Annotated in this window: 12 protein-coding genes and 2 pseudogenes; 8 read left to right on the top strand and 6 right to left on the bottom strand. The window is 45.5% G+C overall.

What is annotated here, in order from left to right; translation table 11 throughout:
- The 5 genes and pseudogenes from nosD to MZ182_RS17825 all read left to right on the top strand — a co-directional run.
- A complete protein-coding gene (nosD, locus tag MZ182_RS17845) occupies nucleotides 1-1,290 on the top strand; it encodes a nitrous oxide reductase family maturation protein NosD (protein WP_248067615.1) in 1,290 nt (429 codons plus the stop codon).
- Nucleotides 1,287-2,321: an ABC transporter ATP-binding protein gene (locus MZ182_RS17840; protein WP_248067618.1), complete on the top strand. Its 1,035-nt coding sequence runs from the start codon at nucleotides 1,287-1,289 to the stop codon at nucleotides 2,319-2,321. The genes nosD and MZ182_RS17840 overlap by 4 nt, the downstream gene beginning before the upstream one ends.
- Nucleotides 2,318-3,196: an ABC transporter permease gene (locus MZ182_RS17835; RefSeq protein ID WP_248067621.1), complete on the top strand. Its 879-nt coding sequence runs from the start codon at nucleotides 2,318-2,320 to the stop codon at nucleotides 3,194-3,196. The genes MZ182_RS17840 and MZ182_RS17835 overlap by 4 nt, the downstream gene beginning before the upstream one ends.
- Before the next feature lie 221 nt (nucleotides 3,197-3,417).
- Entirely contained in the window at nucleotides 3,418-4,701 is a 1,284-nt protein-coding gene (locus MZ182_RS17830) for a winged helix-turn-helix domain-containing protein (protein WP_011787968.1), read from the top strand.
- Between the two features lie 17 nt (nucleotides 4,702-4,718).
- Nucleotides 4,719-5,063: pseudogene (locus MZ182_RS17825) on the top strand (flavin reductase family protein); the annotation flags it as partial.
- Between the two features lie 26 nt (nucleotides 5,064-5,089).
- On the opposite strand, the gene tnpC reads toward MZ182_RS17825, so the two are convergent.
- The 3 genes from tnpC to tnpA form a co-directional block, all read right to left on the bottom strand.
- On the bottom strand, nucleotides 5,090-6,592 hold the full coding sequence (tnpC, locus tag MZ182_RS17820; protein ID WP_248085115.1) for an IS66 family transposase: 1,503 nt from the start codon (nucleotides 6,590-6,592) through the stop codon (nucleotides 5,090-5,092).
- An 87-nt stretch (nucleotides 6,593-6,679) separates the two neighbouring features.
- The gene (tnpB, locus tag MZ182_RS17815; RefSeq protein ID WP_088585868.1) at nucleotides 6,680-7,024 is read right to left on the bottom strand and encodes an IS66 family insertion sequence element accessory protein TnpB; all 345 of its coding nucleotides are present in this window, start codon (nucleotides 7,022-7,024) and stop codon (nucleotides 6,680-6,682) included.
- Nucleotides 7,021-7,320 (bottom strand): IS66 family insertion sequence element accessory protein TnpA, encoded by a 300-nt coding sequence (tnpA, locus tag MZ182_RS17810; protein WP_088585869.1) that lies wholly within the window; start codon nucleotides 7,318-7,320, stop codon nucleotides 7,021-7,023. Before tnpA ends, tnpB begins: the two co-directional genes overlap by 4 nt.
- Before the next feature lie 73 nt (nucleotides 7,321-7,393).
- Here tnpA and MZ182_RS17805 point away from each other — a divergent pair.
- Nucleotides 7,394-7,690, top strand: a pseudogene (locus tag MZ182_RS17805) (flavin reductase family protein); the annotation flags it as partial.
- A gap of 457 nt (nucleotides 7,691-8,147) precedes the next feature.
- On the opposite strand, the gene MZ182_RS17800 reads toward MZ182_RS17805, so the two are convergent.
- Nucleotides 8,148-9,164, bottom strand: coding sequence for an IS110-like element ISSpu22 family transposase (locus tag MZ182_RS17800; RefSeq protein WP_014609791.1), 1,017 nt, complete (start codon nucleotides 9,162-9,164; stop codon nucleotides 8,148-8,150).
- A gap of 593 nt (nucleotides 9,165-9,757) precedes the next feature.
- On the opposite strand from MZ182_RS17800, the gene MZ182_RS17795 reads away from it, so the two are divergent.
- Both MZ182_RS17795 and MZ182_RS17790 read left to right on the top strand, forming a co-directional pair.
- Nucleotides 9,758-11,319 (top strand): IS3 family transposase gene (locus MZ182_RS17795; protein WP_248085119.1). Its coding sequence is split into 2 segments (ribosomal slippage): nucleotides 9,758-10,226 and nucleotides 10,226-11,319, totalling 1,563 coding nucleotides; the frame shifts between segments, so codons are not numbered across the junction.
- A 64-nt stretch (nucleotides 11,320-11,383) separates the two neighbouring features.
- Nucleotides 11,384-12,295 carry a hypothetical protein gene (locus tag MZ182_RS17790; RefSeq protein ID WP_248068529.1) on the top strand — a complete coding sequence of 304 codons (912 nt, stop codon included), beginning with the start codon at nucleotides 11,384-11,386 and terminating at the stop codon, nucleotides 12,293-12,295.
- Between the two features lie 889 nt (nucleotides 12,296-13,184).
- On the opposite strand, the gene fre is transcribed toward MZ182_RS17790, so the two are convergent.
- Nucleotides 13,185-13,883 carry an NAD(P)H-flavin reductase gene (fre, locus tag MZ182_RS17785; RefSeq protein ID WP_248068527.1) on the bottom strand — a complete coding sequence of 233 codons (699 nt, stop codon included), beginning with the start codon at nucleotides 13,881-13,883 and terminating at the stop codon, nucleotides 13,185-13,187.
- Between the two features lie 112 nt (nucleotides 13,884-13,995).
- Nucleotides 13,996-15,477, bottom strand: coding sequence for a 4-hydroxy-3-polyprenylbenzoate decarboxylase (gene ubiD, locus MZ182_RS17780; protein WP_011787972.1), 1,482 nt, complete (start codon nucleotides 15,475-15,477; stop codon nucleotides 13,996-13,998).
- Nucleotides 15,478-15,562 lie beyond the last annotated feature (85 nt).

Here is a 15,562-nt window from a genome sequence, read left to right as displayed (position 1 = left end):
ATGAAGCTACGTCTATTGCTGATTGGGCTGCTGTGTTTTGCCTCTTTTGCTAGTTGGGCAGCACTCCTTCGGGTAACAGATACAGATTCACTCACCCTTGCCCTTAACAACGCTCAAGCTGGTGACACCTTAGTGTTAGCCACTGGGGTGTATGAAGGCTCCTTTAAGGTGACGCAATCCATTTCGCTAAAGGGAGAAAGGGGCGCGACATTAGATGCACTGCGCCAAGGGAGTGCGCTGATTATTGAGGCGCCTAAGGTGAGTATAGAGGGGCTAAATATCCGCCACTGGGGACGGGATCTGTATTACCGTGATGCCGCCATTTTACTAAAACAAGGGGCGGATAATGTGCTGATTAAGGGGAATCGCTTGGTGGGTGATGGTTTTGGCATTTATGGCGAACAGCTAAACTCGCCCACCATCACGGACAATAGCATTAGTGGCAACGGTGCTATTTATGTGCTTGATCGGGGAGATGGTATTTATCTTAAGCATGTTAATTCGCCACAAATTGACCGAAATCAGCTGATTTTTGTCCGTGATGGTGTGTATTTAGAGTCTGTTACCCAAAGCCGCATTTATGAAAATCAATTCGCTAAGCTGCAATATGGTATTCACTACATGTATACCCAAGCCGACGAAGCGTGGCAAAACCAAGCGATTGCCGTCGATGGCGGTTATGCCCTAATGAATTCAACCCATATTTACCTGCACCACAACCGTGTTACCCAGGCGCGGGACTTTGGTATTTTGCTCAACATTACTGAGGCATCCCATGTGCAAGCCAATATTGCCAGTCAAATCCATAACCCTAAGGGTACTGTGGAGCTTGGCAATGAAGGGAAAGGTATTTTTATTTACGCCGCTCAACATAACCGTATTCAAGATAACGAGTTTAGCTACAGCGATACCGGGATCAGTATGGCCATGGGCGGAGAGGAAAATCACCTTTGGCACAATCGTATTATAGCTAACCAAACCCAAGTCAAATATGTCGGTGAAAGCCAACTTGAATGGAGTTATCAGGGGCAGGGGAATTACTGGTCCGAATATCAGGGCTGGGATCTGAATGGCGATGGATTAGGGGATATTGCCCATAGGCCGAATGACAGTTTAGACAAACTGTTTTGGCTTTATCCTGAAGCCAAACTGTTGATGGAAAGCCCCGTTGTTTTACTACTGCGTTGGGTGGAACGTCAATTTCAGCCTCAAATGACGAGTGGTATAAGTGATAGTTTTCCCCTTATGCGGTCAAGTACTGTCTCACTGATTGATGGAGGTTCGCGATGAATTATCAGACTTTGACCTGCTCGTCGAATGCAAATGTTGTTAAAGCGATAAATGTCAGTAAAAGCTATGGCAAGTTTAAGGCGCTAGATAAGGTGAGTTTTGATGTGTTAGCGGGGCAAATGATTGCGCTTCTTGGCCACAATGGCGCGGGTAAATCTACGCTATTGAAATTGATTTTAGGGTTAGTGACCCCGTCAAAGGGGCAGATCCAAGTGCAAGGGCAAGATATGAGGTCGATGAATCTAAGGCAGCGTTTATCAATAGGTTATTTACCTGAAAATGTGAGTTTTTATGACAATATGACCGCCAATGAGCTACTGCGATATTTCGCTAAGCTTAAGGGCGTTGCCTTGCATAGAGTACATGAATTACTTGCTGAATTTGGTTTAGAGGCCGCTAAAGATAAGCGTTTGAGTACTTTTTCCAAGGGGATGCGGCAACGTCTTGGGCTCGCACAGGCGATATTGGCAGAGCCTAAAGTATTGCTGTTAGATGAACCGACAGTCGGCTTAGATCCTCTGGCATCGGCGTTTCTTTATCAAAAAATGGCGCAATTAAAGTCGCAGGGATGTGCGATTATTATCAGTACCCATGAGCTAGGTTTAGTACAGGAAAATATGGATCGCGCCTTGATCTTAGGTCAAGGACATATGCTCGCCTCGGGTCATTTAACCTCCCTACGCGAGGCGACAGCACTACCCGCATGTATTACCTTGCATGCCATCTCTAATGCACAAAGGCAGCAAGTGTTAGTCGATCCCGTATTAACCCCTTTCATATCGACTTCAACACCCCAAGGAATAAGGTTAAGCGTTCCTGTGGTACAAAAGTCTGTGGTATTAACGCATTTATTACAAACACTGAAGTTAGATACGCTTTCAGTCGAACCGCCCAGTTTGCAGGATATTTTTCATTACTATATGGATAAGGTTGATGCTCCGTCATCCCACACTTTATCGGCAGATATTTCACTGAGAACCAATCCCACAAAAGCACTAATGCAGCGGACCAAACGGGAGTGCGTGGCATGAAACAAGCGTGTGTTTTGCAGGAGAATGTCCATTTAAGTGCCATGAGCCTTATTGTCACTATTGCCGCAAAAGAGTTTAAGGATAATTTGCGTAACCGTTGGTTATGGATGATGACGGGAATATTGTTACTGCTCTCCTTGAGTGTCGGTTTTATGGGGAGTTCGATATCCGGTAGCTTAGTGATCTTCGAGCCTGCCCAGATCCTGTCGGGACTTGTGACCTTATCGGTATTTATGCTTCCCTTGGGCGCGATTCTATTGAGCTACGACAGTTTTGTTGGGGAAAAGGAATCCGGTACTTTGCTGTTACTGCTCACTTATCCGCTAGCCCGTTGGCATATTGTGTGTGGCAAATTGTTAGGCCATGCCAGTGTATTAGCCGTTGCCTGTATTTTGGGGTTTGGGATTACAGGGTTTATCTTGGGGATGCTTAGCGAGGTACACATTAGATTATCGATACTTATTGGGTTTATCCATTTGATAAGTAGTGGAATTTTATTATCACTGGTGTTTGTATTACTCGGTTACTGGATAAGCTTAATGGTAAGGGAAAAGGCCAAAGCCCTAGGCATATTGCTAGTGTTATGGTTTGCGCTAGTGCTGGTATATGACTTAGTGTTGTTGACAGCATTAGTGGGATTGGCTGATACACTCAATCGCACTTTATTCAATGTGTTAATCCTACTAAACCCGAGCGATTTATTCCGTGCTTTAAATTTACTCGCAGGTCAATCAGAGACCTTAGCCGCTAAAAGTAGTCTCACATTAATCGCACAAACTGGAATAGGGTTACCGTTAATGTATGGCTCATTAATGTGTTGGATTGGCCTATTACTGCTTGGGTGTTTTTGGATATTTAACCATCAAGACATTTAATTTAGCGATATCTCTATTAGTTTACATTTGTACTTATTAAACAATGACTAAACTGAGTATAGAGTCACACTCTTATATGTTGTTAAAAGGTAAAATAAACCATCTTGATTTGGTGATTGCATATCATCGTTTTCTTGGAAAGAAACAATGTCACATGATGATTGCATGTTGCTAATGTAATCAAACTTTATCAGTATTGGCTGATCTTTCAGGCGTTTAACATGCATAAAATCACATCATATTTAATGTTAGATGAACAGGCTAAGGAATTAGTCGATCATGTGAATGGCGCAACCATCAGTCTGACATTCTCTGAAACGGCGGTATTAGTTCTGCTGTTATCCTCCACTAAGGCCATTTTTACTAAGGAAGAATTGCTACAGGTAGGCTGGCCTGAAAGGGTGGTTGCTCCTACCTCTTTAACGCAATGTATTAGTACCTTACGTAAAAAACTTGAACCCTATACCGAAGTGCAACTTAAAACTGTGGCACGCCGTGGGTATCAGTTACATGTGTCTGAACAATCCCATGTAAAAATGTTGGCCATTAACGATGCCGATGCGATTCGCGATGCCATAGTCGGAGTATCCATTTGGACAAAAGTTGCAGGCATTTTGCTACTGTGTGTGATTTTAGGGGGGATCTGGTATGTGAGCGATCACCACGCTGTAGTGAAGCGTATCGCGAAATGGCATGCCGATAAGTACATTAGTTTAAATATTGGCGGCACATTGGGCACAGCCCACATGCTTTATATCAGCGGTGAGGAACATTTACATCCTTCGTGGTGGCAAAAACATTTGGCGCCAGAAGGCAACCATATCAATAACCTTAACTATTTCAGTGCATTTGCTTCAACCGATGGTAAAAACTATTCGATGGCCATTTGCCCAGAGCTGGATGCCAAAGCCTGTAATGGCAATGGCATCATCAATATTACGGCGATAGATGCAAAACCTGCTGGATTGAATATGGCGGAGTTTATTCCGCTCAGTAAAAAGATGGAGCAACGCATTCGTTATAACCGCATTGTGCTTCCCATTGATGATAAGAGTTCTGGCGAATTACTTGAGCATAATTATCATGCCGATATCTATTTCCCTGTCGCGGGAGAGTTACTGGTTCGTACCGATCTCAGCATGTCGCTCGTCTATGAAGGGGAGAAAAAAGGCAAATTTTACTCCACCTCCTGCATCACAGATCAAGACTGTTTAACCACGCCAATTAAATACACCATTCGGGGGGAGTTTGAGCAATATCAAACCACTATAGATGAGTTAAAGGTCGATGTGTTTCATGTTAAAGTGCTGCAAAAAGAACTGACAAAACCGGATGAAGTGAGCCCTTCTGCCATGCACTTTTACCGTGAGATCCGTAAACATGATATCCGCGATGAAGATTTATTTTACTACCGCGTTTATCAAAATGAGCACACCGCTGTATGGATAGTCCCTCAAATGGGACAAGTTTTGGCTTGGACTCAGTACACCCAAGTGAAACTGTAAACACTAGGATTAAGGGAATGACAAACGCTGACCTTCGCTATTTTTATGAACCCCAAAAGGGCCATGGATTACCCCATGATCCTTTAAATGCCATTATTGCTCCCAGTCCAATCGGTTGGATCTCATCACGCAGTGCAGCAGGACAGCGCAATCTCGCGCCTTACAGTTTTTTCAATTGTTTCAACTACAAACCGCCCATCATCGGTTTTGCCAGCACAGGCTGGAAAGACAGTGTCGCTAATATTATCGAGACTGGGGAGTTTGTGTGGAACCTCACCACACGAGATTTGGCCGAGCAGATGAATCAAACTTCTGCCATGTTGCCACGCGGTCAAGACGAATTTGCCTTTGCCGGACTCACGTAAGCGGTTAATGAACCAGTGAAGCCCTACTCAATTCCACTGAGATAAACATTCCATGGCATCAGATCCGACATATCATCGGCGATTGAACGCTTTGGCAACTCCGTGAACAGGTGCCGGAAGTAATAATAGGGGTTGATGTCATTCGCCCGACACGTCATGACCAAGCTATACAGATTGGCACTGGCTTTCGCACCACCGACTGACGTTGAGAACATCCAGTTTTTTCGCCCCGTCGTGAACGGCCGGATATCCCGCTCTGTCACATTGTTGTCGATGCTGATATGTCCATCTTCCAGGTAGGTCAGCAGCTTAGGCCACTGATTCTTGGTGTAGGTGATGGCCTGGCCTAATGCTCCTTTGGGCAGCACATTCAGGCTATCGAGCCACGCTTTGAAGTCATTCAATATGGGGAGGCTTTCTTGCATCCTCAGCTGTTGGCGGGCTTCGGCCGACAGCGTTTTGGCTCGCTTTTCTATCCCATACAATTTGGCGATAAAGGCCAGGGCCTTTTCGGGTTTCCCTGCCTTTTTCGAAGGGGATGCCTTTTGAGCATCGGTGAACTTGCGGCGCACATGCGCCATGCACGCGGCTTGAGTGACACCGTCTACCGTGTCATACGCACTGTAACCATCTGACAACAGATAACCATGGTAATCACCAAGGAATTCGCGCACACAAGCGCCTGCTCGGCTGGGGTGATAGTCGTAGATGACGACGGGATTGGGGGTGAACTCGCCGCTGCGATAAACCCACATATAGGATTTGGACTGGGCCTGTCTGTCTTCTTCTCTGAGCACTTGCACCGTGGTTTCATCGGCGCAGATGAGGGATTCTTTTAGGAGCTGCGCTTTCATTGCATCGATAATGACCTGCACTTTACTGCCAAGCTGCACACACCAGTTGGCCAAGGTGGCGCGACTAATATCTATACCCGAGCGGTTCAGGATATCTACCTGACGGTAGAGCGGCAGTGCATCGACGTATTTGGCGGTGACCACGGCGGCGAAGGCCTCGGCACTGCCAAGGCTTTTAGGGAGCATACTCGCCGGTTTTGGAGCTGTGACCACTTTGCTGGTTTCGGCTGTTTGCTCGCAGTGGCGACAAGCATATTTGGTGCGCTCATGGCGAATGACACTCACTCGCTGAGGTAGGATTTTCAGGGTTTCGCTGATTTCCTTACCGCATTCATGTAAAGGCGCATCACAGCAGTCGCAATACGGCGCATTTAAGGTATGGGTTTGCACCTCGCGCTCAAGGTCAGCAGGCAGCGGTTTACGACCCGTTTTTCTGCGCTCTTTAGGTGAGGAAGGCAACGCGTTTTGCTGTTCAGCTTCGTTGAACGTTCCTTTGGCGACTTTTTCGCTTTGGGCAGCGAAGCGTTTGGATTTGCTGAGGTTGAGCTGCTCAACGAGCAATTGCACCTGCGTTTTGAGGGCGGCGACTTCCTCCTCTTTGGCCTGCAACAATGCATCCTTGGCAAGAAGCATGGCCTTGAGTTGTTCGATGTCATTGGGGAAGTCGGTCATTGGGCATCATCTTACAGCATTCAATAGTCCCCAGTGTGACGGTTAAAAAGGATCGTTCAAGTGCAAAATTACGATCAGTGTCTAGCATCACACTTCTAGCCCATTTAAGGGCCGATGGGCTTTGTTGTTCTCGAGTGACAGCCCAGAGAGCAACCAGTGAAGTTGCGGTTTGCTAATGACAATCACGCCCTGGGAATTCGGGCGAGGCCATTTGAAGGTACCGTTCTCCAAACGGCGATAGTAAAGCCAAAACCCGTTGGTATCCCAAAACAAGATTTTGAGTTTATCGCGTCCGCGATTACAGAATATAAACCAGGCCTCGCTGAACGGGTCCATGTCGAGTTGTTCGGCGACAATGAGCGACAGACCATCGATAGACTTTCGCATGTCGGTGACACCGGAGACCAGAAAGACCTTGCCGGAGGGAGTCATTGCAAGGCATCTACCCAGTGTTTGATCTGAGCGGTACTCAGTGTTGTTGGTAATTCAGCGCGAATACCATTGGCAAAAGTAATGATCACCGACTCAGCCTTCGTCTCTTCATATTCATTGAAAATAATAGGCTGAAGTGTTTGCGTTGCGTCAGGAGAACGCAATCGCTTAGACCAATAGTAGAAGGTTTGATAACTGATGCCGCTGTCTGCACAGAATTGCTTGATGGAAAGCGTGCTTTGTTTTTGTTGCTCAACAACTGTTGCCCAATGGGCGCGCTTTTGCTCTTGGTTCATAGTGCCTCCGATGAAAAAGGCACTATGTCAAAGTATTGGTATTATTGGTATGTGGGGTTTATTAACCGCTTACGGACTCACTGCCAAAGCGGGCACTATTGTTAAGGCCGATTTAGTGGCTGAAAGCCCAGTGAATTTTGAATGTAAATTGTCCCAATGTATCCAGTTAACTGCCGCTAATGGCGACAAGATCGATACTTGGTTAGTGTTAGGCGAAGTGGTGGCCGTGCATATTGCCAAGCATTTACTCAATGCCGAGGGGATTTATCAAACTGCACTCGCCGAGCCCGTATTACGTGCCGGCGGCCCATCGGCCTATTACGGGATCTCCGAAGCGTTACGTTTCGATTTGCATCGACCGCAAGTGTAGGGTTGCTCAGGTGCCGCAGGGCTTTGGATTTTCAAGCTTCGTTTGAGTTTGATCTTGGTGTAAAGGTTTGTGCATTAGAAATCAAAATCTAAATCAACGTCGTGGGGCTTCACCCCCTGATTTTTAATAAAGAGTCGACCAAGGAGGACTGCTCGTCCTATCCTCCTTGGATTCTCCTTTGCCGAACAACATATATGGACCCATCCGGTTTGCAAGACATTCGATATCAATTTTGAGAAGAGTTCATTGCACCCATATATTCGGCCTGTTATTGAGGGATTCCTCTGGCCCTGATGGATATTTGCTTCTACTGTCCTTATCATCCCTGCGGCTTCATCAGAGCCTGTGTTTTCGTAAGGTTTTTAGTAGATCAGTCTGACTGTCTCATCATCAAATCAAGTGTCTTAGCAACTTGCTGGTTGGTTAATCGTTAACATAATAAGTACATTTGATGTTGTTACATAGCGAGCCGAAACTCTTCTTCACGTGCCGCGATAACCCATGACATTCTGGCGAGCTTATTCGCGACGGCCACACACGCACGATTGAAACCTCGGCGTTCCGCTAGCTGGATAGCCCAACAACTCAACTTATCCGACTTACTCCCACTGTGCCGCAACACCGCTCTGGCGCCGTGGATGAACAGCGTACGTAAATAGGCGTTTCCCCGCTTACTTATCCCGAGGAGGTTATCTTTCCCGCCACTGCTGTGCTGCTTAGGTACTAAGCCACACCAAGCTGAAAAATGTCGGCCATTGCTAAAGTCTTTACCGTCACCCACTGCAGCATAAATCGCCGTAGCGGTGACAGGCCCAACACCAGGGATAGTCTGTAATCGCTGACAAATCACATTGTTTTGAGTTTCGTTTAGTACTTGAGTGTCACAACTCTTAAGCCGTTTTTCAATGTCGATAACCTCATCATATAACTGATAAAAGATGGCTCTACCCTTGGTGGTCAGTGTATTGGCTTCATCGATCAAAATATCAGGTAGCTGGGCTTTAAAAGCCGATTTACTTTTGGTCATCACAATGCCGTATTCCGCTAGCATCCCTCTGACTTGATTGATTAAAGCTGTTGATTGTTTAGTTAATCGTTCCCGCATACGGTGGAGCAGTTGCACATCTTGCTGCTCGACGCTTTTGGGTTTTACAAACCGCATGTTGGGTCGCTGCGCAGCCTCCGCAATGGCTAGCGCATCGTTGTAGTCATTTTTATTACCTTGCCTAAAAGGAACCACATACTGCGGGGCAATTAACTTAACTATGTGCCCAAATTGCTCAAATTCTCTGGCCCAATAACTCGCGCCGCCACACGCCTCCATAACGATAAGGCAAGGCTCAATTTTCGCGACAAAGGGCAGCAAGTCTTTGCGTCTAAGCATTTTCTTTTTGATTAACTTGCCAGCTTTATCAACACCAACAAGATGAAAAACAGACTTTGCGATATCTAAACCGATTGTAGTAATCTTCATAGGTGGACCCGTCCTCTTTCTGATGAGTTTTAGCGACTACATCGTGGCCCATTGCGAGGCCGATTTAAAGTGGATGGGTCCATTCCATTATCCATGTCTAACTGCCAGTTCGCCATCCCTGGCTCTCGTTCGAAACGCTGCTACGCAGCACTCACCCTAGCGAAGTTACATGCATTGATTAGTAGTCTCATACTCCAATAAAAATCGCCTAACGGCTCAGATGGGACATCCCTGTCCCCCCGAGCCTGCGCCATCATCCATGATATCGCCACGGCATTTTTATCTGCGTATTTCGACAACTTCGCAGGGGAAGGTGTATACCTTGATATCTGGCGTTGTCTTCAAGTCAACGGAAGTTATTGGTTATTGTTAATAAATTTGAGCTTACTTATATACAGTCTTTATTTTTAAGTACACAAAGAACTGAGTGTAGTGCTATTGATTATGAATATATATATGATTAGAATCAGTAAATTTATTTAATTGTTAGATATATATGAGTACTAAGAAGTTAATTGCTTATGGACCGCCCGCTCTGGCAGGATAGTTGTCACTACTTAAAATTTAACCAGTTGGGGCGTTAAGGCTTAATTGTGCCGAGTTATAGTGAAGAACGTAAGCAGCAGATTTTGAACAAGTTACTGCCTCCTTCGAACATGACCGTAGCAGAAGTTTCCAGACAAGAAGGGATTGGCGTACAAACTTTGTATAATTGGCGGGATAAAGCCAAACAACAAGGTCGTCCTGTGCCCGGAAGTAAACCAACCTCAGAACATTGGTCAGCAGAAGCTAAGTTTGCCACAGTGCTTGAAACTGCCAGTTTAAATGAAGCCGAATTGAGTGAGTATTGTCGAGCTAAAGGTCTGTATGTTGATCAGGTAAAGGCCTGGAAAGCCAATGCACTGCGAGGGTTTATGAGCTCCCGCGAGCAGGAATTGGAAGCTAAACGGCAGCGCCAAGCCGACCATAAGGAAATTAAACAGTTAAAGAGCGAGTTGAGGCGCAAAGAAAAAGCTTTGGCTGAAACCGCAGCCTTGTTGGTGCTTAGAAAAAAGTTAAATGCGCTTTGGGAGAACGACAACGAGGACGATTAACCTTGGTCTCAGAGCGCACTGAATGTGTAAACTTGATACAGGAAGCGAACCAGGCTGGCGCCAGGCTTCATCTGACTTGCGAAGAAGCTGGCATTACACTGCGCACTTATCGGCGCTGGTATCGGGATGGCCAGATCACCGCAGACAAAAGGCCGGATGCGATTCGGCCGCAGCCATCGAATAAGCTGACGGAAAAAGAACAGGCGAAAATCATCGAGGTGTGTAATTGGCCAAAGTTTGCCAGCTTACCGCCATCGCAAATCGTCCCAACGCTGCTGGATGAAGATGAATATTATGGTTCTGAATCAACATTTTATCGGGTATTAAAAGCCTTTGGTCAGCTGCATCATCGCGGCCGGAGTTTAGCGCCGAAAGGGTCAACGCTGCCAACGACCTACACAGCGACCGGGCCTGGCCAGGTGCTCTGTTGGGATATCACCTACTTGCCAAGCACGGTGCGTGGGCAGTTTTATTACCTGTACATGCTGGAAGATTTGTTCAGCCGGAAAATTGTTGGTTGTGAAGTGTTTGAACAGGAAAGTGGAGAAAACGCCGCGAAATTGTTAGAGCAGACACTGGTCCGGGAGAAATGTTTACACAGTGGAGTCGTGCTGCATTCGGACAACGGTGCGCCAATGAAATCGCAGACCATGCGAATGAAGGCGTATGAGCTTGGTGTAACGACATCGTACAGCAGGCCACGAGTGAGCAACGATAACCCGTTTGCAGAGTCGTTGTTCCGCACCTGTAAATATCGGCCTGATTGGCCATCAGCAGGTTTTAAAAGTATCGATGAAGCAAGGACTTGGGTGCTGAAGTTTACGCGCTGGTACAACTACGAACACAAGCACAGCAAACTACGGTTCGTGACCCCGCACCAACGTCATACCGGTCAGGATCAACTCCTGCTGGCAAAGCGCAAAGAACGGATTGAAGCGGCGAAAGCAGAAAATCCAAGTCGTTGGGGAAAACGAGAAGTACGGAACTGCGAACCTGTGGGACCGACAACACTGAATCCGGAAAAAGAGTCAGTTAAAGAAGTGGAAAAAAAGGCCGCTTAAAACGGTCGATGGTGACAACTAGCTTGAAAAACGCCGACCGTTTAGAGTAGTTTTATTTATCGGTGTGTTTATTTTTTCTATCTCTTTTATTTCATTACTCATCACTGAAGTTTTAGAACATAATAGTACCCTATGCGTTTCAAAGGAGTGCTTTGTAAATTTTGTTAGTATTTTTAATTTTCCGATTGATGTGGTAAAGGGAACCGTTGCGCTTTTAGCACTTATAGCATTATTGCATAAAAGTGAGGAAACTCAACATCAAATAAAAATTTCAGAGGCTCAAAATGTGTTCAATAACTATTATCATCACCGGAGGATGGTGTTTGAGGAACTAAGTGACATAACTAAAAAAAATGAGTTTGTAAAGTTAGATAATTTAAATAAGTTGTATTCTTCAGCTTTTCCATTAAATTCCCCTGTTAATTTTATTCCAGTCTCTGACCTTGTTAACGTTAGGCAGACTATAAATTGTTTTTTTAAAGGGGTATTTTCAGAAGATTACTTTAAAAATATCCAATGTGTTGATGCTTATAATATTTCTTTATTTAGAGAATTTGAAAAGTTTACATTAATAGATAAAAGTAACTTTATAGAAAATTTTGAGTTAAATTTGAAAATCATGCTTGATAGTTTAGGATTGGGACTTTGTTGTGAAAACTACAAGTTTTCAGATGAAATTATAAATGACACTGAAAAAAGCTGGTTAGTAGTGCAAGAGATTTATATTTCAAAAAACAGTGAAATATTGAACATTGATTTTTTAAAAATATTAGATGAAATAGATTCATTGATGGCAACACTTAATCGAATTGCAAATTGTCATGATGAATTGAGTTTTACTTTGGTTGGATTAATGTTTTTCGAAAAAATTACAGATGTCAATGGGATACGCAGAGTTTTCTATGATCTAAATAGAAGTAGAAAGCAGTTTGCGTCCTTTATTTTTGATAGCAGCAATGTTACAGAAATCTCATAAGTTCTCAGTTGTGCATTGACTACAGATAACACCGATCCCCTGCGAAGTTGCCGCGGGGCGTTAGACTATTTGTTTTAAATAGTATTGCGTGAGTCCGGTTATGACCGGCTAGCTTCCGTAGGTACAGGGGCGTCATTAAAAATTTAATAAACCATCCATTATTAAATTTTCAGGAAGATAGCAGTAAGAAGAAGACTTTCTGGTTTCTGAGGAGGTTAGGGAGATTAAGTACTGGCATGTAAGTGACCGTTGACGGCATGGATGCCGTCGTCGAGCCCTCATGGATGAGTTTATGGCGTGTCACTGGAATGACAGTGCTTAATGGCTTAATTTTATGCTAAATCAGTTGGTTAGGTTAATCATTTATTTACTGTTAAATGATTAAGCAACAGCCAGTTAGCTCAAAGCTGGATTCCCGCTTAACAGCATTGCGGGAATGACGCTGAATGAGTGGCTGTATTAGACAAATTTAAATGAGCCATCCATTGTTAAATTTTCAGGAAGATAGCAGTGAAAAGAAGACTTTCAGGTTTCTGAGGAGTTTAGGGAGATTAAGCACTGGCATGTAAGTGACCGTTGGCGGCAGGGCCGCTCATTCACATCCATGTGATCGCGGCATTTGCACGTCCATATGCAGCAGATGCCGTCGTCGAGCCCTCATGGATGAGTTTATGGCGTGTCACTGGAATGACGGTGCTTAATGGTTTAATTTGATACTAAATCAGTTGGTCAAATTAATAAGCTATTTGGTTAAATGATTAAGCAACAGCCAGTTAGCTCAAAGCTGGACTCCCACTTAACAGCGTTGCGGGAATGACGCTGATGAGTGGCTGGCTGTATAGACTGACGGCTAACTGTATATACTGACAAATGCCAATAAATCAATGTGTTATTTGATAAACGCGAACGCATCACCGTAGAGATGTGCTTCTTCTACGCCCATCTCACGGAAGATTTCCCGTGCCGCACCGACCATATCGAAACGGCCGGCGATATAGATGTCGTAGCCATTTAAGCTGACAAAATCTAGTTTGATTTGCGCTAACAGATTGGCAGTTTTACCTTGCCAGTTGGTTGGGGCTTCTTCGATGACGGGGATAAAGTGTAACCAAGGGTGAGCGTCGTGCCACTGGCGGGCGATGGTTTCAAAATACATGGCATCTTGGGTGCGACAACCCCAATACAGCATCGTTTCAACCTGTTGGCCGAGGGCGATTTGGTGCTCGACGATACTCTTAATATAAGAAAACCCAGTACCACCGGCGATTAATAGGCGAGGGCGTAGGCTTTCGTGGCGTAGGTGGGCTTCGCCACCTGGGGCTTCGATGTCAATATGGGTGCTGGTATTTAAACGCTCAACCACTTGCATTGGATAGCTTTCGCTGACGGCGGCGCCAATATGTAACTCAATAAACTCGGCATTGGGCGCTGATGCGATAGAGAAGGGGCGTTTATCTTTATCACCCATAACAACACATAAGTATTGTCCCGCTTGAAAATCGAAGGCGGTTTCTGGCTTTAACAATACTTGATAAACGGCATCGTTAAATGGGCTTACTTTCTCTATCTTACAACGTATGGTTTTCATCAAACTTCCTTTGCACCTTTCTCAATGTGTTGTGTTTAAGGTGTCGCATTAGGGCCGTTAGCGGCCTATTTTCTTGGCTTAAGTCGGTACTTGAGACTCTGCTTAAGCTGCATTATAGGGTTGGGCTGTCGTCTATGCCTAACTCATCCCAGATTGAGTCGATCTTTTGTTTTACTTTTGGATCCATCACGATTGGCGTACCCCATTCGCGATTAGTTTCACCTTCCCACTTATTGGTGGCATCGAGTCCCATTTTTGAGCCTAAGCCCGCAACGGGTGAGGCAAAATCGAGGTAGTCGATGGGGGTATTTTCGATCATCACGGTATCGCGTTTAGGGTCCATGCGGGTGGTGATCGCCCAGATCACATCCTGCCAATCGCGGCAATTCACATCTTCATCCACGATGACAATAAACTTAGTGTACATAAATTGGCGCAGGAAAGACCAAGCGCCCATCATCACTCGTTTGGCATGTCCCGGATATTGTTTGCGAATGGAGATCACTGCCATGCGGTACGAACAACCCTCAGGCGGCAGATAAAAGTCAACGATCTCAGGGTATTGCTTACGCAAAATCGGTACAAACACTTCGTTTAAGGCAACCCCCAGCATAGCGGGCTCATCCGGTGGACGGCCAGTGTAAGTGCTGTGGTAGATGGCATCTTTACGCTGCGTGATGTGGGTAACGGTAAATACTGGAAACTTATCGGTTTCGTTGTAGTAGCCCGTGTGATCGCCGTAGGGGCCTTCTTCCGCCAATTCCTCTGGGTCGATATAACCTTCGAGGATGATTTCACTGGTGGCGGGCACTTCTAAGTCACAGCTTAATGCTTTGCAGACTTCGGTGCGTTCACCACGCAGTAAACCGGCAAAAGCATATTCGCTCATGGAATCGGGGACTGGGGTGACGGCACCTAAAATGGTCACAGGATCGGCACCAAGTGCGACCACAACCGGATAGCGTTCACCGGGGAATTGCTCTTTAAAATCAGCAAAATCTAACGCGCCACCACGGTGGGATAACCAGCGCATAATCAGCTTGTTTTTACCCAGTAACTGTTGGCGATAAATGCCTAAATTCTGGCGACTCTTACGCGGGCCTTTGGTGATGGTTAAGCCCCATGTCACCAGTGGTGCGACATCGCCCGGCCAGCAATGCTGAATAGGCAATTGGGTTAAGTCGACCTCATCGCCAGTTTTGATGATTTGTTGGCAAGGCGGATTACGCACTGTCTTTGGCGGCATATTCAAGGCTTGCTTGAACATAGGGATCTTAGCGATCGCGTCTTTAAAACCCCGTGGCGGCTCGGGCTCTTTTAAAAAGGCTAACAGTTCGCCCACTTCACGTAGGGCTAAAGGGTCGTCTTTGCCGAGCGCCATAGCTACACGTTTTGGCGTACCAAACAGGTTTGCCAGCACGGGCATGTGGTGATTTTTGGGATTTTCAAACAAGAGTGCAGGGCCTTTGGCGCGTAGAACGCGATCGGCGATCTCTGTCATTTCTAAATGAGGATCAACTGGGTAGCTAATGCGTTTGAGTTCGCCATTGGCTTCTAAGTGATCAATAAAGCTGCGTAAATCCTTAAAACTCATGTGGAAATAGCCTCTGCAGTGAAAATCCATGTGGCGCGCACTATAGCATTTTTCTGTTTTAGGGTTAACCTATTCAGTGATCTTC

It is taken from the genome of Shewanella sp. JNE2 (assembly GCF_023159115.1).
GTDB classification, from domain to species: Bacteria; Pseudomonadota; Gammaproteobacteria; order Enterobacterales; family Shewanellaceae; genus Shewanella; species Shewanella putrefaciens.
Note: the sequence above shows the minus strand (reverse complement) of the source record. Positions and strands in the feature narration are given on the sequence as shown.